Source organism: Mojavia sp. (genome assembly GCF_059505145.1).
Window position 1 is genome coordinate 1 of sequence record NZ_JCACKA010000131.1, and the last position, 19,959, is coordinate 19,959.

The following is a 19,959-nucleotide window of genomic DNA, read 5'->3' on the forward strand; positions in this document are numbered from 1 at the left end:
TGCTATTTAAGCATTATAGCCTTTTTTACTTTTTTGTTTTGTTTAAGTCCCGCTAGTGGCGACCAAATTATCAGCAAAACGTACATGACAAGGGTTGAAAATGAGAACACTCGATTACGACATTATCTTGCACGACTTCACCGAAAAACTTTATGTTATTCCAAATCAGAACAAATACTGAGATACTCAATCAAAATATTACTCTGCTATTTAAAGTATAAAACTATACGTGCATAAATTAATTCATCCCTTAATTCAGCAACGCCGCTTTTTTTTCTAAATCAAGTTTAAATTAATACCTTAGCCTAATTTTAGGGAAAACTATAAGTAAGTAGATCGATGTTAAAAATTGTCGTTATGACAAGGCAGGAGGCAAAGGGCAGAAGGGAAGAAGGTTTTAGGTAACTTTACTTTTCGTTACATAGTTCGGTTTATTTGCATCGTTCTACTTAGAGCTAAATTATACTAATTATTTAATTAATGTTATCGGTTAAAATCTATGGCTATCAATCCCCATGATATAGTTCCAGCACACTTAGCAGTGCAAGCAATGCGAGACAACGGTTATAAAAATGCAGCTTATGCCATTGCTGAACTGATGGATAATTCTATACAAGCAGGAGCAACTCAAGTTGAACTCCTTTGTGGGGAACAGCAAGTCAGGCTTGAACAGCGCCGGAGTTACCGCATTCATAAAATTGCTATCTTGGATAATGGTTGTGGGATGGATGCAACAGTTTTGCGTTTGGCATTGCAGTTTGGTAATGGCACTTATCTAGATGCAGCAAAACATATAGGAATTGGTCGCTTTGGGATGGGATTACCATCTTCTTCAGTTTCCCAATGCCAAAAGGTTGAGGTTTGGAGTTGGCAAGACGGTGTGGAAAACGCTCTCTATACCTATTTAGACTTAGAGGAAATCAAGCAACAGCAACAAACAGAAGTACCAGAACCACAATTAAAAGCAATTCCTAATATTTGGCACAGAGTTGGTAATACATTTGGTCGCAGTGGGACATTAGTAGTCTGGTCAAAAATTGACAAATGCATTTGGAGAACTGGAAAAGCCATTATTGATAACTCTGAACTATTAGTTGGTAGAATGTATCGAAGATTTTTAGACAGTGGTAAAGTGTCTATTCGTATGATGGCTTTTGATTTAGACAACCTAAGCAACATTATGGTTAATAAATTAGCTTTTCCTAATGATCCTGGATATTTAATGGCAAGAACATCATGCCCTTCACCGTTTGATCAAACTCCAATGTTTAAACTTTGGGAAGATAAAGATAGTTCAGAAATTATTTATAGTATTGATTTTCGTGGTCAGCCACATGAAGTGAGAGTGCGCTTCTCTTATGCTAGAGAAGAAGCTCGTCAAGCAGTACCTGGTCAAAATCCGGGTGATCTTCCACATGGAAAACATGCCGCCAATAATATAGGAGTATCCATAGTTCGTGCTGGCCGTGAATTAGAACTCAATCAATCCTTAGTTATCAAATATGATACTACTGAACGTTGGTGGGGAATTGAAGTTGAATTTCCACCATCACTTGATGATTTATTTGGGGTAACTAACAATAAACAGTCTGCTCGTAACTTTGCAGAGTTAATAGCAATTGACATTAATTCTATATTAGGTGATAAAAGTATAACTCAGTTAAAAGAAGAACTGAAACAAGATGAAGACCCTAGAGAACCTTTCATCGAAATTGCTCATAGAATTCAGAAAATACTCAGTAATATTCGTAGACATATTAAGAATCAAACAAAAGGAACTCGTGGTGGCGGAAGTAATAATCGACATCAAGGGCATTTAGCCGAGCAAATAGCAACTGCTGTCACAGAGAGACGTAAGCAAGACGGGTACAAGGGTGAAAGTGATAATGATGAGTCTCTATCAGTCCAGGAGCGTAAGCAAGTTATTGAAAAAACTTTAACGGATGAGGGTATTACAGAAATCCAAGCTAAAGCATTGGCGGCTTCAACAATAGACAATGGTTTAAAATATACGTTCGCCGAAGCCGATCTAGAAACACCAGCTTTTTTCACAGTCAAGCTTAGAGGGGGAACAGTTATAGTTACTTTAAATACAAATCATCCCGCTTATAAAAATTTGGTAGAAGTTTTAGAGAAAGACGTAGATGGAGTAGATACAGATACCCTACGATATCGTCTGACTAATTCATCACAAGGATTAAAACTTTTATTAATGGCCTGGGCAAGATATGAAGACGAACAACCTGATGGTAAACGTCGTCAAGCTGCTCAAGATACTCGTGTAGATTGGGGACGTATTGCTAGACAATTTTTAGAGAAAGAAGAGCAAATTGGATAATTAATTTGTGATTTTTCCAGCGAATCAGTTAGAGAAACTATGTACGGAAGCTCATAAAGATGTTGTACTTGCTGCACCCTTTATCAAGGCTTCCGTGTTAGAAAGACTGCTTTTAAAGGTATCTACTGAAGTTAAAGTTAGATGTATAACACGTTGGCATCCTGAAGAGATTTTAGCTGGGGTAAGCGATTTAGAAGTATGGACTATTATCAAAGCACGCCCTAATTCTTCACTTTGGTTAAGACACAACTTACACGCAAAATTTTATCGTGCAGACGAAAAGTGTCTCATAGGTTCCGCTAATTTAACTGCTTCAGCCTTGGGATGGTCTGATTACCCGAATTTTGAAATTCTTGTAGCCCTTCCAACTGCAGATACTAATTTAAAAACATTTGAAACTGAACTTTTAGCAGGATGCATTCAGATTGATGATGGTTTATTTGAGCAAATGTCTATAACAATAGAAATTCTCAAACGTCATCATTTGCAAAAAACACCTTCGCTTACTGTTGAAGTAAAAAAATCAAGTTTGGAAAATTTAGCCCAGCAACAAATCAGAATTAATTATTGGTTGCCAACATTACGTAATCCAGAGGATTTATATTTAGCTTACTCTGGACAATTAGAGAAGTTAAGTACAGCTAGTAAAAAAGCAGCATTATTAGACCTACATACATTACCATTAACTCCTAATTTGCCAAAAGATGCTTTTGAATCTTACTTAGGTCTTATTTTGCTAGAGATGCCAATAATTCGACAGGTTGATGCCTTCGTTACAACTCCACAACGTTTTGGTGCAGTACGTAATTTTCTTTCCTCACTCCCATGCGCCGAAATTCCTGGCTTTGATGCAGAATATGCTTGGCAGACTCTAATGCGTTGGCTACGTTATTTTTTACCCAATCGCTACATTTTGTTTACTCCAAATCACTCAGAAGTTTTTTATCGTGTTCAACGAAGCTAACAATAATTATTCTTGAAGTCAGATTAATTTAAATATGAAAAGTAAAATTGCTCCTAGCAACGCTAATTATATATATTTCGACTATCACTCAACAACGCCTGTTGATAAGCGTGTTGCAGAATTGATGTTATATTATATGACTACAGCATTTGGTAACGCTAGTAGCACTGATCATGCTTATGGAGATGAAGCAAAAAAAGCTGTGCTTCAAGCATCTGTCAATGTTGCTAAATTAGTTGGCGCATCATCTAAAGAAGTAATTTTTACATCAGGAGCTACCGAAAGCATTAATTTAGTCATTCAAGGTAGCATACCTATTGATAACACTGCAAAAATCAGACCTCGTATTGCTGTTTTACCAGTTGAACACAGGGCTGTTTTAGATACCTGTCATACGTTAGCAAAAAAAAACCTGGCTGAAGTTATCGATTTGCGAATTGATTCAAAAGGCAGATTAGATTTAGATTCTCTTGATAAAGTCTGTGCTTCGGGAATTTCATTGCTCTGTGTAATGGCAGCAAATAATGAAATTGGAAATATTTATCCTATCCAAGAAGTTGGACGAATAGCGAAAAAATATAATATCTCATTTTTATGTGATGCTTCTCAAGCTGTAGGAAAAATACCCATCAATTTTGAAGAATGGGGTATTACTTATCTGGCGATTTCTGCCCACAAGCTTTATGGGCCAAAAGGCTCAGGAGCATTAGTAGTAAGAAAGGGATACCAGCTCAATCCTATTTTGTTTGGTGGTGGGCATCAAAAAGGACTACGTTCAGGTACACTCAATGTTCCGGGTATTGTCGGGTTAGGAGAAGCCTGCCGCCTACGACTGTTAGAAATGGAAGAAGACGAAAAAGCGATCGCAGACTTAAGAGATAAATTACAAAGCTTGCTACTAGATAAAATTCCTGGTCTAGTCATTAATGGTGACGTTAGCAACCGATTATCTGGCAATCTTCATATATCTATTCCTGATGTTCCCAACACTGCAATTATTGCTAGAGTACGCCAGAAACTAGCTATTTCTACAGGAGCCGCTTGTTCATCGGGTGTAGAAGCACCTTCTCATGTACTTCAAGCTATGAATTTATCCACAAAGATTATTGAAGGGGCTTTGCGTATTGGTATAGGTAAATTTACAAATATTGAAGAAATTGAACAGGCAGCAGAAATTTTATCATTGGCTGTTCAGCAGACTCGTCAAGTTATGTATTCTTAGATTAAGATAACTATTTATACATCCTGTTCCCAAGAATAAGGAAAAAATGTCAAAAGATTTAGTAATCTACAACGGGCAAAGCAATCGCATTGACCAGCTTGTTGGTAAATACGGCGGTTCTCTCGAAGTTCTCAGTAGAGAAACTAAACTCTTGCTCAGGATTACGCTTTCAACCTATGTCCTAGTACAAAGGGAATATACTTCAACTGAATATCCAGTTTCAGAAGCCGTAGAAGATGCACTATGCCAATTAGTAATCCCACATAACGTTCCACAAGATTTGTATGATGTTTGCTCTCTATTAGAAGGATTAACAGTTGATGAGGCTGAATCAATATTAGATGCTTTGCAGTATCAGCTTCACTGGGGTAATGCCAGAACAATAATAAATGAATAGTTTATTTTAGATGAATGTCTGATTAATAACTAAAGCCAAGGAAATGGCTGCTGGCGACGGAGTGCTGATCTGGAAATCTGGGGAGCAATCGGGGATATATGCGATTGCAGAGATCATCGAACCACCCAAGATTATCGCTAATCTGCCTGACATTGGCTAGTGACGTTCTCTCCCGTTAACCTTGCGGTATAACAGGAGCTTCTAATCTAGAACCAGATAGTTGAGAACCATCAAATTCTAAAAAAGCTTCGCGTTTCACAGGCTGGGCTACCCCGAAGCCTCCGCGCGCAGACAAGATGAGTCCCACCTCGCTAATTGCCCGATTTAAAATATTGACTGCGGCATTCTCATCTCTATCCATCAGTAATCCGCATTTCGGGCAATGATGCAAACGAACAGACAGAGTTTTCGGGACTTTATGACCGCAAGCAGAACAATTCTGGCTAGTAGAATGAGGATTAACTTTTACTACTCGGACACCGCGTTTGACCGCCACTGCTTCCAAGATATTGATAAATGCCCCCCATGCAGCATCCAGAATTGATTTACTCAATCGTGTTCTAGCAAGACCTTTGATATTCAGGTCTTCTACGGCGATTAAGTCAAAATTTTTGACTAATTTGTGTGCTGTTTTGTAATGAAAATCTTTCCTCTGACGCTCAATCCTTTGATGAATTCTGGCAATGTGGTTTTTCTTTTTAGCTTGTCTTAGAGAGCCTTTCTGTTGACGAGCTAGTTGACGTTGTTGTCGTGCTAAGTGATGTTGAGTGCGACGATAAATTTGTGGAATAGTGACTGTATCACCATCTGATGTCGTCAAAAATTCTTTTAGCCCAACATCAATCCCTACAGCAGATTTAACCTCATCAAGTGGTAATAGTTGCGGCACAGAATCATCTTGCAAGGAAATGCAGCAGTACCATCCATCAGCTTTGCACACAATCGTACAAGTTTTGAGTACAAAGCCCACTGGTAATGGTCGGTGCATAATCACTGGCATCTCACCAATTTTACTCAGCTTTAATCTACCATCTTGAAGGTGAGTGCCTGCCTTTGGGCAATTCACTCGTGGGTAAACAAAAGACCTTAATTCCCCCGGCTTTTTAAATCTAGGACGACCACCACGTTTTCCCAATGCGTCTGGAATTAACCAACGTTCCCATGCTTGATTTAAACGCTGCAAATTGATTTGCAGAGATTCTGCCCAGATATTTTTGTAATCGGGAAATAGTATCTTTGTGTGCTTTAAATCTGCTTGTTGAGTATAGTAATTAACTCGCTGTGGGATTTCTCCAATTGGTTCACTAATTATGGAACATCGATCAATTTGACAACGACTTCTGTTGAGTGCATCTAACCTCTGCCCCAAAGCGTAATTCCAATGACGGCGTAGTAGCTCTAATGTGTTTGACATCAAAGCTATTTGCGCGGCATTGGGTAAAATTCGGTAACAGTAAGTTAGAATCATATTGCTAATTATAATACTTATTGCTTATTAATGGAAGATTTATATGATAAAGGTTTTCGCTCAGTTTACTCTCTTACTGCTCACATAGTTTTTGTGACTAAATACAGAAAGAAAGTTATTAATGAGCTTATGCTATCTAGGCTGGCAGATATATTTAAAGATACCTGTATCAAATGGGAATGCACATTAGTAGAATTTAACGGTGAAGTTGATCATGTACATTTACTCATTCGTTACCATCCACAAATTGAACTCAGCAAATTTATTGCTAATCTCAAAACTGTTTCTAGTCGATTAATTCGCAAAGAGTTTGAATCTATTTTGAGCCAAGTTTATACAAAACCTGTGTTGTGGACAGGTTCTTACTTTGTTGCTAGTTGTGGTGAGGTCACTGTTGAACAGTTAAAACAATATGTACAACAGCAAGAATCACCTCAGAAATAAGGATTCACTTTGTTTAGCTATAAAATGTTTGCCTCAATTTCCCACCCATCAACCTCTGGTATGATGGGCGACCCCTTGAGGCTTTTTGTTGGATTGATACCAGCCGTGTTGGTGTTAGACCTTGTGCCAGGATTCGTGTAGAGCGACAAATTATTTGACCGTAGTGACAAATTAAAAGTCAAGTTTTTCACGCCTGCGAGCTTTACCGAAAGCGCATCTAATTTTTAGAGTTTCTAATATGAAATGTAGAAATTGCTTGAACAGGTGATGTAGCAGGATTTAGATTAGTGACAAACAATCTTTCGCTCTGGAATTCGTATCTCTACAAAAAGGCTGTAAAAATCTGCTTAACATTCTGTTGCCTAAAGTAAGTAGTATCCCTGAGGTTGTTCTTACTTAGGGAAATGTTAGAGTTAATAGCGTCTATAACAGTTCAACATTCACTCCGTTAAAGTTCATAAACCGGTTTTCTACAGTTCGCTGCATATATACCTGAAGCGTACTATTGACTGGATTAAAGCTACAAAGCGTGCAAGGAGAGTAAAGTGATACTCTGTCTACATTTTTGTGTAGGCATTCATTGTCTTATTGTATTGACCGGAGATTTGAAGAATCTTCAATTTATTAGTGATAAAGGAAAAATTCAATGCATCTATTTGATATTACAGACATCATTCAGGGCGAAAAGTTCTTAGTTAAAACGTATGATGGAAGATTTTTAGGATATGGTACCTTGGCATTATCAGAAGAACGAATAATTTTGGGGGTTATTAACGATGTAGTTGCTAAAGATAAAGCACTCAAATTTGAGCTTAATGGAGAAATGGTTTTGGTTGATCAGGATGACAGCACTCCTCCTGCTTTTTGGTTGAATGTAGATAATCAAAATATTATTATAAACAAAGGTTATGGAACTTTTGACACCAATCGATTGACATTTAGATTTGAGGTGGATCTCGATAGTGCTTCTAGAGATATTGTATATATTTCAACTTACTTAGGTGAAAGAAAGTACCTTGCTGCTACATCTTCAGGAGTAATATTAAAGAGCTTCGATATCGATAAACCTGATATCAATTTTGTATTTAGACTAGAATTAATCGAAGGTATTCTACCCAGAATTAATCGTTTGTCTTCACTGCCGCAAACATCTTGCGTCTTAGAAGAGGTAGCTTTTGCTTGGCATTTTACAGTTGGTATGATTCTTGCCCTTGGTATTGGCTCTGCTTTATCTGGGGACGAAGAACTGCAATATGGTTTATTTGCTTTTATACAAAGCAGCCCACGTGCTTGGTCTAGAATCACAGCACTTGTAAATACTGCCAAAGAAAATGGAGAAGTAACTTTAGCTATGACTAGTACAGCCATTACTATATTGTATGAAGAAAAATTGCTTTGGCCTCTTATAAAATTTGCAACAAGTATTGCAGTCAATTCTGGGGCAATTTGGTTATTAACGACTATGTTGCAATGGACGATAATTCCTGAAGCAGGTATGGCTAGACTTGCAGCTAATTTCACTAGCTGGTCTATAAATGCGTATTTAACAGCTTCTAAGCTTGTACAATGTTTCAATAATAGTGAATCCTATGAAATTGCTTACGGAGGAAGTGGAGGTAGTCCCTTTAGAGATGATTTTGCAGACAAAAAATTAGCAGGTTTTCAAATAAGGCATGGAGATCTAATAGATTCTATACGTACTCTCTATGTAGATGCAAATAATACAGAGTTTTGGAGTGACTGGCACGGAAATAGTCAAGGTGGTACTTTAGATCAGATACGATTCCAAGAAGATGAGTACGTGACTGGAATGAAAGTTTTTACAGATAAAAAATATGTGACTGGTCTTGTTTTTTGCACCAATAAAACGATCTACGGAAAGTATGGTAAAGGTTCTGAAGGAGAAACTGATATATCTCGCAGTGTAAAGGGCTTTTTCGGAAGCTGTGGAGATTATTTAGACAAAATTGGTTTTCTCTTTTAAGTAAAACGAGGTGAAAAAACCAAATGTATAGTGACTTTTTATTTGTCATGATGCCAAATTACTGTCATTGAGCTTGTAAAGCTTGTACTCAAAGAGCGTTAAGCTTAAAAGTAACAGGGAAAGTTACAAGCTATACAATACCTTAGCCAAAATCAGAGGGTGAAGAGAGAGGGCGCTCTGTAGTAGAGTTATTGTCTTCCCAAACGACAACTCAAAAGCCACAATCAACCCATGCCCGATATCTTATCATTCCTGCAATGCCTGCTACCGCAGATAAACGCGACAACGATGCGGCAGTTGAACCAAATTATCCTGGCAATGTTAGCTCTGAGTGGTCGAGTCACGATGTTGAGAATTGCGCGTTGGACAGGTGTAGGCGGTAGCTATCGGACAATGGGGAGATTTTTCTCTACAGCAACCGGCAACATTGTTTTGGCTGTTTTTTCGTCAACATTTGTGGCGAAAAAATGATGTGTACTTGCTGGCAGGAGATGAAGTTGTAGTTAGTAAATCGGGTAAACAAACATACGGGGTAGATAGATTTTTTTCAAGCTTGGCCAGTAAACCAATTAATGGGTTATCGTTCTTCGTATTGTCATTAGTAAGCGTAGAAGAAAGGCAATCATTTCCGATTGGAATAGAACAGGTAATCAAAAGTGATTCCCAAATAAACAGCACCTCGCCAATCAAAAAAGTAAAATCTCAAGAGAAACGTGGAAGGGGACGACCAAAAGGCAGTAAAAATAAAAACAAAACCGAAGTGATATTAACATCTGAACTATTACTAATTAAAAAGATGATTAACTCACTATTCGAGCTAGTAGCTAACTTTATCCCTTTGACGTACTTGGTAGTAGATGGTCATTTTGGTAACAACAATGCTTTGCAGATGGCACGACAAGTTAACTTGCATATAATTTCCAAGTTGCGCCATGATTCAGCCTTATACCTCCCTTATGAAAATCCTGACTCCAGTAAACGCTCTTGTCGTAAATACGGCGACAAGCTAGATTATCGTAATCTACCTGACAAATATTTATGTAAAAGTGCTATTGAGGATGAGATTCTTTCCTGTATTTATCAAGCTACTCTTCTTCACAAAGAATTTTCCCAGCCTCTGAATGTAGTTATTTTGGTCAAAACTAATCTTAAAACCAATACGCGTAGCCATGTAATTTTATTTTCCAGCGACCTTGATTTGAAGGCTGATAAAATTATCGACTATTACAAACTTCGTTTCCAAATCGAGTTTAACTTCCGTGATGCCAAGCAATTTTGGGGTTTAGAGGATTTCATGAATTTGAGCCAAACTGCTGTGACTAATGCGGCTAATCTCGCCTTCTTTATGGTTAATTTGTCCCATCATCTTCTCGCTGATTTCCGTAAATATAATCCTGGTTCTGGCATTATTGACCTGAAAGCTTATTACCGGGGTTTTCGATATGTCCATGAAATCTTAAAAATGCTTCCCGAAATGCCTGAGCCTATTTTATTAACCCAAATTTTTGCCAAGCTCACTTCTTTAGGACGGATTCATGCCGTTTCCACAGACTTTGGCCCCTCGTAAATTGGCTAAGGTATTGCTATATTAACAGTAATAGTTGCAAGTCTAATGTGGGTAAGGCTTAACTCAATGACAGGAATTTGTCTCAACGCCATTTAATTTGTCATTGTATAATTGCTGTTCAATGCCGAAGCCGTTGAAAGCCGAGAGAGATTTGAGGAGGTCTGCGGGAAGAACCTCAACCTCAAGCTGTTCATTCGGCAGTTAGTGGGGCTAGACAGAAATGCAGCGAAGGAAGCATTTGGGAAATATTTAGAGGGCAGTAGTTTCAATGCTACTCAAATCCGCTTTGTGGAAACCATCATTGATTACCTAACTCAGAACGGAGTTATGGATGCGGGACTGCTCTATGAACCTCCATTTACCGATCTGCACTACGAGGGATTAGACGGGGTTTTTGGGGCTGATGATGCTGACGGGATTGTTTCTATAGTGCGGTCTTTTAATGAAACTGTTGGGGTTGCGTGAGGGCTGGTGGTGGTGGGCGGTAAGCGGACGAGCAAAGTCTAAATTATCTATTTCTTCCTCGCTGTAACCAAAAAAGACCACCGCACAACTTTAATTTTGTGTGGAGCCAGTTGAACAGCATATCGCCCGTAATTTGCTTTTAATTAGGAAGTGTTAAAAGCCCGTCTTATCGTTGTACAAACCAGCTAAATTCTGGCAAGCCACTTAGTAAGAGCTATATCAATTAATGATTTTAAAATAACAGGATTGTGAAAATCTTGCCCTAAAACTTTGTTGTATATTCCCCCATGAAACGGCGAGTATTTCTGGTGGTAGTAATTGCCAGGACGTTTTTCTCTTGGCATGGCATCCCATTCAGCCTGAAGTTTCATTTGCCCGAAACCTTCAGGTATATGACCAACAAAAGTTACAATTTCACCATTTAGCCAAATTCTAATTCTGCCGATTACTTCTTTTCGCCATGATCTGGGAGTTGGCAACCACAGAAACACTACTGGTTTATGAGATGTCCTGTGATAGCAAATTTCAGCTACAGGCTTCGATTTCCTTTTACCATACCTAATAATATTTCTGCCCTCAATTTCTTCCTTGATTCGCTCATCAAAGGTTAAAATTTTCTCTCGAAGCTTGAGAATTGCTTGCTGTTCCTCACCCGTACAAGCACCGAGCCAATCTAAAAGCAACTGCGGTGCTGCTGGAATGTCATGTGTTGTACTGCTGAAATTTAGCTCTTGATAGGGGATAGGAATTGACCAAGTTTGATTAGTGTTGATGTCTTGCAAACGCAAACTGAACTGTTGATTATCTTTTAATATCTGAATCTGCAATAAATCGATTTTGAGCAAATTATACTTGCAATCAATCAGATTATGCCTGTGAAACGAGGGTGCAGCGGCTATCAGTTGAACTGGTTTGCTGTAGTCTATTTGTTCAGGAAAAGGTCGTTCGTCTAGCAAATTATCATAATAACGGGTTAGCTGCTGAATAACGTATCTATCCTCAGCGTTTTTTAGTTCTAAGATTACTAACTGCTTGTTCTCATTTAAGGCTAAAATATCGCAGAATTCGCCTTTAGCAGCATATTGCCGCTTGAGAGGTGTAAAACCTAATAATTGCTGTAGATTGTCCCAAATAAAATCTTCTAAGGCAGCTTCAGACGCAAACTCCCAACCCTCACCTGTTTTCCTTAAAGCTGCACCAGCTAACATATCTTCTCAATCAGCACTATTAAATCAAGCCATAGTTAGCATACCTTGAGTAAAGTAAGGTAGCGAGCGCTGCGGGAAATTTCCATAGCATCAATACTTGCAGTGGCAATTGAGAAATGAAAATACTTCCTGGCTTATCTGCTGACCTTATTTTCCCTCTACTGATTTCATTGCCAAAAATTATACCCATTCATCATTACTTATGTTAATTTTGCTATAGCTTGCAAGTAGTCAGGGTTATATGGACTTTGTAGTTGTAGATACTGAGGGGAAACCGGAATTAAGTGAATTGGCGATTGTGGATAGTCAAGGTCGGTTGATTTATGAAGGGTTTTCTAGCGACTATCACAATAAGAATACTAATTTGCCTAACCTCAAAAGTCTTAAAACCCTACTGACAGAGTTTCTGGTGCTTGTGCAAGGCAAAAAGATAGTCTGCCACTATGCCAACCATGATATCGAGATACTTCAGTCTAGTTTTCGCAGAGTTGGTCTAGTGTGTCCCAAACTAGAGTTTGACTGTACTTGGGAGAGAGCAAAAAGCGTTTGGCCGGGACTAGAAAGCCATTCCTTAGAATATCTGAGTAAGCATTTTAATTTGCAGGTGAACAACCGCTACTTTATTCGAGATATGGCTCATGCTGCCCGGTATGATGCCCAGTTCACCTACCATCTTTATCGGCGGCTGATGATTGAGCAATTGAAACAGCAGCCAAATCCATTTAGTGGTAGCCGTGTTGATACTCCGTTTCAGACTCACCCGGATCACTTTGGGGAGCAATGCGGTTTTGTCAGATCCGGTAAACAAGGTGCGATCGCTAAATCATTCTATCAGTGATAAAGACAAATTTATACTCTTGAAACCGTATGAACCCTTAAATAAGAAAGATGAGTTTGAGTCACAACTTGCAAAACTCTCTTTTTTGACCCAAAAAAAGCTAGTATTCCCTTTGAGCAATAATTTCAAGCAGGGATTATCTACCTTAATGGAAAAAAATATATGTGCAACTCTAGATTTAAGCAAATCATTATCAAATTTTTCTTTAGAGGTGTCAAAATGTTTAGAATTGACGAATATCACGGAGTGGAATGGAAAAGTTCTTGAAGAAAGAGAAGAAAAAATTAGAGAAATTGCACTTATTTTAGCTGGTCAATGTATTGCTATTTTGTTGTATAACCTTTCACAATCTCAGTTAGCCAATCAAACAGCTATGGATAAAACAAGAGGTTGGTGGAATGGCAGTATGCAAAAACACGGTTATAGAACGCGGCAAATATTAACAGTTGGAAACGTTTTAGTTACTTTAAAGTTGCCATACATGGTAAAAATAAAGTCAATAAGCAAGACTACAAATAAAATCGCTATTCAAGGATTTTGTCCCCGATTAAAGTGGTTGGGAATGTCATCTAGCTTAACCCCATTAGTATGGTCAACAGTTGCCCAATACGGTGCAATCACTAGCTCATTTGAAGCCGCCTGTACAACTTTAACGGGTTGGGGAATTAACCTTAGTTTAAAACGAATTGAACGTTTAACATATAAATTTGGTCAAATTGGGATCAACTTACGTCAATCTAAAATCTTAAATCGGCAATTAAAGAGTTTAGCTGAAGGTAATATTCTTAAAGGTCAAAGAGTTGTTATCGCTGTAGATGGTGAGTCCAGTCGGCGGTGTCGGTTTCCGTCCCGTCGAACTGGCGAACCCGAAGGGTGGTCGGAGTAGAATCCGAATTAATAAAAAGGGGAGAAAAAATTCCCAAACCAAGCGACACGGGTTTATTGGCAAATGGGTTGAGCCAAAGTTATTCACAATTTATGTTGTTGACGAGCAAGGTAAAAAAATAAATAGTTCTGAAATTCCTATTACGAATGATGGCACTTATGAAGGATATAAAGCGCTTCTCGATATTTTAGAAGCGTATTTAGTTGACTTGGGAATTAGCCAAGCAAAACAAGTTTTATTAATCGGGGATGGGGCGGAGTGGATCTGGATACATATCCCCCCACTTTTGGCAAGATTAGGATGCCCAGTTGAAACTTATCAGCTATTCGATTTTTATCATGTTACGGAAAATATAAAAGTATTTGCAGACGCGGCTTTTAATGAGGAAGTACAGTCTAAAGAATGGTTTATAAAAATTAGAAAGACTTTAAAAAAAGGTAAAGCTAAATCCTTAATTAGCCAGATGGATGAGTTAATTGCTGTAGCTACTGGAGAGCGGTGTAAGATTATGGTAGTTAAGCGGAATTATATTTTAGATGCTTATCGTAAAGGGCGTTTAAATTACGATAAAGCAATAAATAAAAAACTACCTATTGGCAGTGGCGCAATTGAGAGTTTAATCCGCCAAGTTGTAAATTTAAGAATCAAAGGAAACAGTAAATTCTGGTTGAAAGAAAATGCAGAAGTTATGTTACATCTGCGTTGCCAATGGATAGCTGGAAGTTGGGATAATTTTTGTGGTTCTATCTTTAATTCCTTTATCAAACCCCAAACTGCTTGATAAATTTTATACTTTAGTTCTATTCTTAACTTATTATTTGCTTTAACTAACACTAAGTATAAAAGACTGATTGTAGATATTTTTGGTAACAATGGTCAAATGACTTGCTATTAATCTTTTTGAGATATCTCATCAAGATGAATTCTCACGGCTACCGTCATATATTTAGTAGAAAAAGTTACTCCTTACTTAGATTTGATTTTTGCGATCGCACCTTGTTTACCGGATCTGACAAAACCGCATTGCTCCCTCACTTTGGGACTTACAGACAAGAATACCTTACCCTTGAGTCAATTTTGACGGATATCAAACTAGATTCCAACCGTCAGAGTAAAGGGGTAGTAGTTATTGGAGAGCCGGGGACTGGTAAAACTCACTTGATGATGAGACTGGCGAAAGAGCGATTATTAAATAATCGGCTGTTGTTTATCCGCCAACCGAACCACCCCAAGGCGGTGCTACATCACATCTACAGCCGTATTTTAGAGTCGCTGATACAGTCGGTTGGTTCTGCTACCCAATTAGACTACCTAATTATCAATAGCTTTTCTCAAATTCTCAGTTTCCGAGTGACATCTCAGAAAGACCAAGAAATTATCAAAGCTCTGCAAGATAAAAACTTAGATGCGCTTGGAGCAGAAGGCACTGCACGCAAACGAGAATACTGGCAGCATATTGAGAAACGGGTTGGCGAATGGTGGGCAGGTCATTATTCTTCTGGTGGATTTGCTCTTGCTATCCTCAAGGGAATTATTAAGTATTGTAGCTATACTGAATCTCGGCGAAAAGATATCGCCACTCGTTGGTTGGCTGGCAATATCTTGTCTTTAGAAGAGTCCGAATTAGTAGGTTTGCCGAATTGGGGCGAAGACCTTAGCCAAGAAGCTTTTTCGTTAGAAGCAATTTCAGTTTTGGCTAAACTTTCGATCTTGGATGAGCCTCTAATTATCATCTTTGATCAGCTAGAAGGATTAGGACTGCCCCATAACCGAGAAATCTTGTTGAATTTTGGGGAAGCTATCAAGGAAATTTTTACCCATGTTCCCAACAGCTTAATTATCCTCAATATGTTTCCTGACCGATGGGAACAGTTCCAAGCTAGCTTTGACAACTCAATTATTGGTCGAGTCTCCCAGTACCAAATCCATTTACGTCAGCCAGATGAAACAGAACTTCAAGCAATTCTGCGAGTAAAACTAATGGCGGTGGATATTCCTTTAGAACTGTTATTCACCCTGGAAGATTTGGAAGACATTCTCGGACAAAAGCCAATTCGAGCGGTGTTAAACCGAGCAGCAGACTATTACAACTACAAAGTTCGTGATATTCCTCTAGCGTCTGTCAAGGAGAATTTTCACAAGCTCGATAGTAAAGAGAAACTCGAACAGGAATTACGAGTTGTACAGCAGCAACAGCAACAACTGACCCAAGCATTTCTGAGTTTGATGCAAGCAATACAAGAACCAGGGTCGGTTGACTTAACAAAATTGCGTCAGCAGTTTCTTCCTGATGTTATCCAGTTACACCCACAGAACTCGCATAATATTCTGGAGTATTTAACTTTGAAAAAGGCTGAACTTGAGCAGCAGTATAGCAATCTTCCTATAATTTCTGACTATGATGACATAGGCAAACTAAAGACTATTGCCGAAGCTTTGAACCATATAAAGCCTATAAAACTGACCCATTATCGCTTAGGAAAGCGAGTTTTACCAGAGCATATTGTAGTTGAGACTGACAAGAAAAATTATGTGATGGGGTTTCTTCAAGTTGACTCAAGCACCACATCTTTTACTAGCAGAATTAATAATTTTAATGAGCTAGTGAGTCTGCATCCTCATGACCACTTTGGTTTATTTCGTGATCAACGCTTAAATGAAGTCAGGGGTAGAGTAGCTAAGGAAAAAATAGCTCAACTTAATAATTCTTCTAATGGAAAGTTTAAGTTATTGACCAAGCATGACAGAATTTCCTTGGATTTGACTTATCAAACAATTATCGACATTCAGAATAGAGATTTGGATGTTGATTTGGAGTCAGCTTTAAAGATATTCATCACTCATCAAGAATGGTATCACTGGCTGTTCAGTATGTTTGGTTTTGCTAAATCTTTTGCACAGGCAGCGTGAACATTAGAGGTTATTTATAAAGTAAAGCTTAAATCGTAGGGTGCGTTATAGCAACGCTTAACGCACCATCTTTCTCGGTGCGTTACGGCTAATAATCACTCTCTCAAACTTCCAAATCCTTGCTAGCCGTAACACACCCTACTTAATATTTACTTTATAAATGGTCTTTTACCGCGATCGCTTTCTTCGCTGAATCTAAGCAAAGAATGTTGAAAGCTAAAAACTGCTTCATACAGTGCTGATTGCTGTATTAATAAAAAACTTACCTAAATGATTAATTAAACAGTTAAACTAGCTCCATAGTTCAGTTTTTGGCCTACCACAGTCTCCATTTGTGAAATCAGCTATTTCTAGGGGAAAACTTAAAATAATACAAAAGCTCTACTGCGGTTGTATTAGTGGCTGACGAAATAGTTCTAGAAGAATTTAACGTATAGGTGCAGGAACGTAAATTTGTCAACTTTAGGAGGAGTAAAGCTGTGAAATTATTTTGGAATACAAGCTTTTACGGGATTTTTTGGGGCTGGAATTTAGCATTTTTAATGTTAGTTTACTTAGGAATATTACCATACGTAGGTGTGCCATTATTTCAGGCAACCTTAACAGGTGATATCCCGGCTGAATTTTCCGGGACTCTAGTTACTTTAATTGCCATTCCTACAATTTCCAGCATTATCGGTGGCTGGAGGTTTAGTAAACAACCTTTAAAACTAATTCGCCTATTTTATGGTGTCGAAGCACCACTATTTGTATTATGTTTTTTGCGGTTGTTTGTGATTAGAGAATTGACACCAGCTAGCAGCCAATTTCTGATAATAACGGGCGTGTGTATAGCTGCTTTTACTGGAGAATTATTTTGGGGTTATGCAAATCGGCGCAAAAGTGGTTTGCAATGGTTACAAATGTTAGCCCATACATTGATGTTAGTATTTGGCATTTATGCGGGTGCGGTATTGTTATTTTATGCCTTGCCTTTAGCAGTATTTCTGTTGCAAAAATTCCTGAAATTTGCATGGGTACAACCATTATGGGATGTACTATATCACTCAGCTTTTGTAGGGGGGTTATTCCTGATTCTCACTTGGCTATTTATTCTTGGTTTTAGTGCCACATTGTTTATTGCAATGCCATCTGCATTAACAGCAATGTATGTACATTCGGGAGCAAAAATTTTAAGAGCTTTTGCTTGTGAGCATGGTAAGAATAAAACGTTTGCTAGTGCTGGTGCAGTTGTTGTGGCGTTTGCAGTTACTTTTGTATCTTTACAACAACAACCCCAAGTATTAGCTTTTTCACTTTTAGCTAATCCACCTAAAAATGATAGCGAACGCCAAACGCTTGTAGCCAAGTCAGAACAAATCCGTACAGGATTAGTTAACGCTTATTTATCTTCTTACCGCTACCTCAGCAGCAAGCAAGAAAATAATCACATCAGCGCTATGTATGATCATATATTAGGCTTAGATAAATCAGTTGCTGAGCGATTGCAAGCCCTTTATAACTTTCTGATGTCGCCATTTTTGTATAATGGTTCTGGCAAGGATGCTGTTAAGGCAGAGAAACTTTACGCCGATTTTTTTGATACACCTCTACAAAAAGCAGAAAAGACAGCAGTTAGTCACGCAGTACAATCTACTTTTAACGAACAAGAAGTTAAAGCAGGTTTATTAAATATTAACGAAAAAAAAGTTTTGTTGGCATCACAACAAGTCACAGTTCAAGAACACGGTGATTGGGCTGATGTGGAACTGTATGAAGTTTATAAAAACCAAACACGAGAAGTTCAGGAAGTTTTTTACTCCTTTTCTTTACCAGAAAGTGCTGTAATTACTGGCTTATGGTTGGGAGATACTAATAAATTAGACCAACGTTTCTCTTTTGTTGTCTCTCCTCGCGGTGCTGCCCAGAAAGTTTACAATTCTCAAGTTAGACGTTCACGGCCTATAGATCCAGCTTTGTTGGAACAAGTAGGGCCCAGACATTATCGCTTACGGGCTTTTCCTATTCCTCCTAACAATGTACAACAAATACAAGGGCAACCACCACTCCCCACAGAAATGCACCTATGGCTAACTTACAAAGTGCTGGGACAAAACTTGGGTTGGGAAATGCCTGATTTAGGGGAAAGACGTAATATATTCTGGACTAATCAAACTAAGCGTATCCGTAACGGCAAACAAGTCGGTTTGAAAGACGATGCTTGGTTAGAACAATTCATCAGTGCGAGTGAAAAAATTCAGCCTGTATTACATGAGGTAAATTTAGAACATGACTACAAAATATTAGCCAAACCCTTATCTCCTCAAGATTACTCCTTACCGAAAAATCAGCGAATCGCTGTAGTTCTTGATACCTCTCGCAGCATGGGGGAACATATTAAAGAATTGGTGCAAACATTATCATGGTTGAAAAAACACGACTTTGCAGATAATGATTTGGCAAACAACGATGCAGATTTATATCTCAGTGTAACTCTTGAAGCTACACCCAAACGCTTAGACGATCTCCAGCAATTCCAACCAGAAAAAGTCGCCTTTTACGGCACAATTCAACCCGAACAAATGCTGACACAGTTTAATAGCTTGCGTGGAGATACAGTTTATGATGCTGTTCTGCTGTTGAGTGATGAAGGTAGTTATGAATTGTCGAAGAATAATAAAATTGTTCCCGATACGCCTGCACCTTTGTGGATCGTACATTTAGGTGGATTACCTGGGGCTTATAATGATGGCATCATTAAATCATTGCAAGATAGCGGTGGTGGAGTTGCTGTTGATATTGCTGAGGTGTTGCAACGAATTGCTACTAAATCAGTTTTAAGTAACTCTGTTGTGAGTGTTGTTAATGGTTATGCTTGGTATCTGCAAACATTAGACACAGCAATTACAACTAGCAATCAACAAGATGATTTCTTGCCATTAGCAGCTAGACAATTAATTTTAGGGTTGAGTAAACAAATTAAATTAGACAACCTCAAAAGTTTGGATGCGATTCACACCATAGCCAAAAAGTACAAAATTGTTAGCCCTTATTCTTCAATGTTAGTATTAGTCAACGATGAACAAAGACAGTTACTCAAACAAGCAGAAGCCCAAAGCGAGCGCTTTGACCGTCAAGTTGAGAATGGTAAGGAAAATCTCTCTAAACCCATTAATCCCATGAAAGTTAGTGTACCTGAACCATCAGGGGGATGGCTTTTAGGTGCGAGTGCGCTCGCCCTATTCATTCTTGTGAAGCGTCGGCGTTAATTAATTACGCCATAAACTTG

The 19,959-nt window shown here is 38.4% G+C and carries 14 protein-coding genes and 2 pseudogenes; 14 read left to right on the top strand and 2 right to left on the bottom strand.

Features of this window, described 5'->3' with window-relative positions; genetic code table 11:
- The 6 genes from AC5JL8_RS35290 to AC5JL8_RS35315 all read left to right on the top strand — a co-directional run.
- A partial coding sequence (locus tag AC5JL8_RS35290; protein ID WP_495884351.1) for an IS1 family transposase occupies nucleotides 1–237 on the top strand: 237 nt, incomplete at its 5' end.
- Nucleotides 238–499: 262 nt separating this feature from the next.
- Nucleotides 500–2,338: an ATP-binding protein gene (locus AC5JL8_RS35295; RefSeq protein WP_495884352.1), complete on the top strand. Its 1,839-nt coding sequence runs from the start codon at nucleotides 500–502 to the stop codon at nucleotides 2,336–2,338.
- A 7-nt stretch (nucleotides 2,339–2,345) separates the two neighbouring features.
- Nucleotides 2,346–3,302 (top strand): phospholipase D family protein, encoded by a 957-nt coding sequence (locus tag AC5JL8_RS35300; RefSeq protein WP_495884353.1) that lies wholly within the window; start codon nucleotides 2,346–2,348, stop codon nucleotides 3,300–3,302.
- A 34-nt stretch (nucleotides 3,303–3,336) separates the two neighbouring features.
- On the top strand, nucleotides 3,337–4,524 hold the full coding sequence (locus AC5JL8_RS35305) for a cysteine desulfurase family protein (protein ID WP_495884354.1): 1,188 nt from the start codon (nucleotides 3,337–3,339) through the stop codon (nucleotides 4,522–4,524).
- A 46-nt stretch (nucleotides 4,525–4,570) separates the two neighbouring features.
- Nucleotides 4,571–4,921, top strand: coding sequence for a hypothetical protein (locus AC5JL8_RS35310; protein WP_495884355.1), 351 nt, complete (start codon nucleotides 4,571–4,573; stop codon nucleotides 4,919–4,921).
- A gap of 43 nt (nucleotides 4,922–4,964) precedes the next feature.
- Nucleotides 4,965–5,081, top strand: coding sequence for an EVE domain-containing protein (locus tag AC5JL8_RS35315; RefSeq protein WP_495884356.1), 117 nt, complete (start codon nucleotides 4,965–4,967; stop codon nucleotides 5,079–5,081).
- 15 nt (nucleotides 5,082–5,096) lie between these two features.
- Here AC5JL8_RS35315 and AC5JL8_RS35320 read toward each other — a convergent pair whose 3' ends face one another.
- Nucleotides 5,097–6,389, bottom strand: coding sequence for an RNA-guided endonuclease InsQ/TnpB family protein (locus AC5JL8_RS35320; protein ID WP_495884357.1), 1,293 nt, complete (start codon nucleotides 6,387–6,389; stop codon nucleotides 5,097–5,099).
- Nucleotides 6,390–6,419: 30 nt separating this feature from the next.
- On the opposite strand from AC5JL8_RS35320, the gene tnpA reads away from it, so the two are divergent.
- From tnpA to AC5JL8_RS35340, 4 genes and pseudogenes are all read left to right on the top strand, one after another.
- Nucleotides 6,420–6,833 carry an IS200/IS605 family transposase gene (tnpA, locus tag AC5JL8_RS35325; RefSeq protein WP_495884358.1) on the top strand — a complete coding sequence of 138 codons (414 nt, stop codon included), beginning with the start codon at nucleotides 6,420–6,422 and terminating at the stop codon, nucleotides 6,831–6,833.
- 646 nt (nucleotides 6,834–7,479) lie between these two features.
- Complete coding sequence (locus AC5JL8_RS35330; RefSeq protein ID WP_495884359.1) at nucleotides 7,480–8,817, top strand: jacalin-like lectin; 1,338 nt, start codon at nucleotides 7,480–7,482, stop codon at nucleotides 8,815–8,817.
- A gap of 231 nt (nucleotides 8,818–9,048) precedes the next feature.
- A pseudogene (locus AC5JL8_RS35335) lies at nucleotides 9,049–10,384 on the top strand (transposase).
- A 111-nt stretch (nucleotides 10,385–10,495) separates the two neighbouring features.
- A complete protein-coding gene (locus tag AC5JL8_RS35340) occupies nucleotides 10,496–10,849 on the top strand; it encodes a type I restriction-modification enzyme R subunit C-terminal domain-containing protein (protein WP_495884360.1) in 354 nt (117 codons plus the stop codon).
- Between the two features lie 185 nt (nucleotides 10,850–11,034).
- Here the strand turns inward: AC5JL8_RS35340 and AC5JL8_RS35345 are convergent, their stop codons facing one another.
- Nucleotides 11,035–12,057, bottom strand: a complete 1,023-nt coding sequence (locus AC5JL8_RS35345) for an endonuclease NucS domain-containing protein (RefSeq protein ID WP_495884361.1) — start codon at nucleotides 12,055–12,057, stop codon at nucleotides 11,035–11,037.
- Between the two features lie 241 nt (nucleotides 12,058–12,298).
- Between AC5JL8_RS35345 and AC5JL8_RS35350 the strand changes: the two genes are divergently transcribed.
- The 4 genes and pseudogenes from AC5JL8_RS35350 (at nucleotide 12,299) to AC5JL8_RS35365 (ending at nucleotide 19,939) form a co-directional block, all read left to right on the top strand.
- Nucleotides 12,299–12,895 (top strand): 3'-5' exonuclease, encoded by a 597-nt coding sequence (locus AC5JL8_RS35350; RefSeq protein ID WP_495884362.1) that lies wholly within the window; start codon nucleotides 12,299–12,301, stop codon nucleotides 12,893–12,895.
- 148 nt (nucleotides 12,896–13,043) lie between these two features.
- Nucleotides 13,044–14,562 (top strand): annotated as a pseudogene (locus tag AC5JL8_RS35355) (ISLre2-like element ISCst1 family transposase).
- A gap of 137 nt (nucleotides 14,563–14,699) precedes the next feature.
- The gene (locus AC5JL8_RS35360; protein ID WP_495884363.1) at nucleotides 14,700–16,691 is read left to right on the top strand and encodes a DEAD/DEAH box helicase family protein; all 1,992 of its coding nucleotides are present in this window, start codon (nucleotides 14,700–14,702) and stop codon (nucleotides 16,689–16,691) included.
- Nucleotides 16,692–17,170: 479 nt separating this feature from the next.
- Nucleotides 17,171–19,939 carry a TIGR02921 family PEP-CTERM protein gene (locus tag AC5JL8_RS35365; RefSeq protein WP_495884364.1) on the top strand — a complete coding sequence of 923 codons (2,769 nt, stop codon included), beginning with the start codon at nucleotides 17,171–17,173 and terminating at the stop codon, nucleotides 19,937–19,939.
- Nucleotides 19,940–19,959 lie beyond the last annotated feature (20 nt).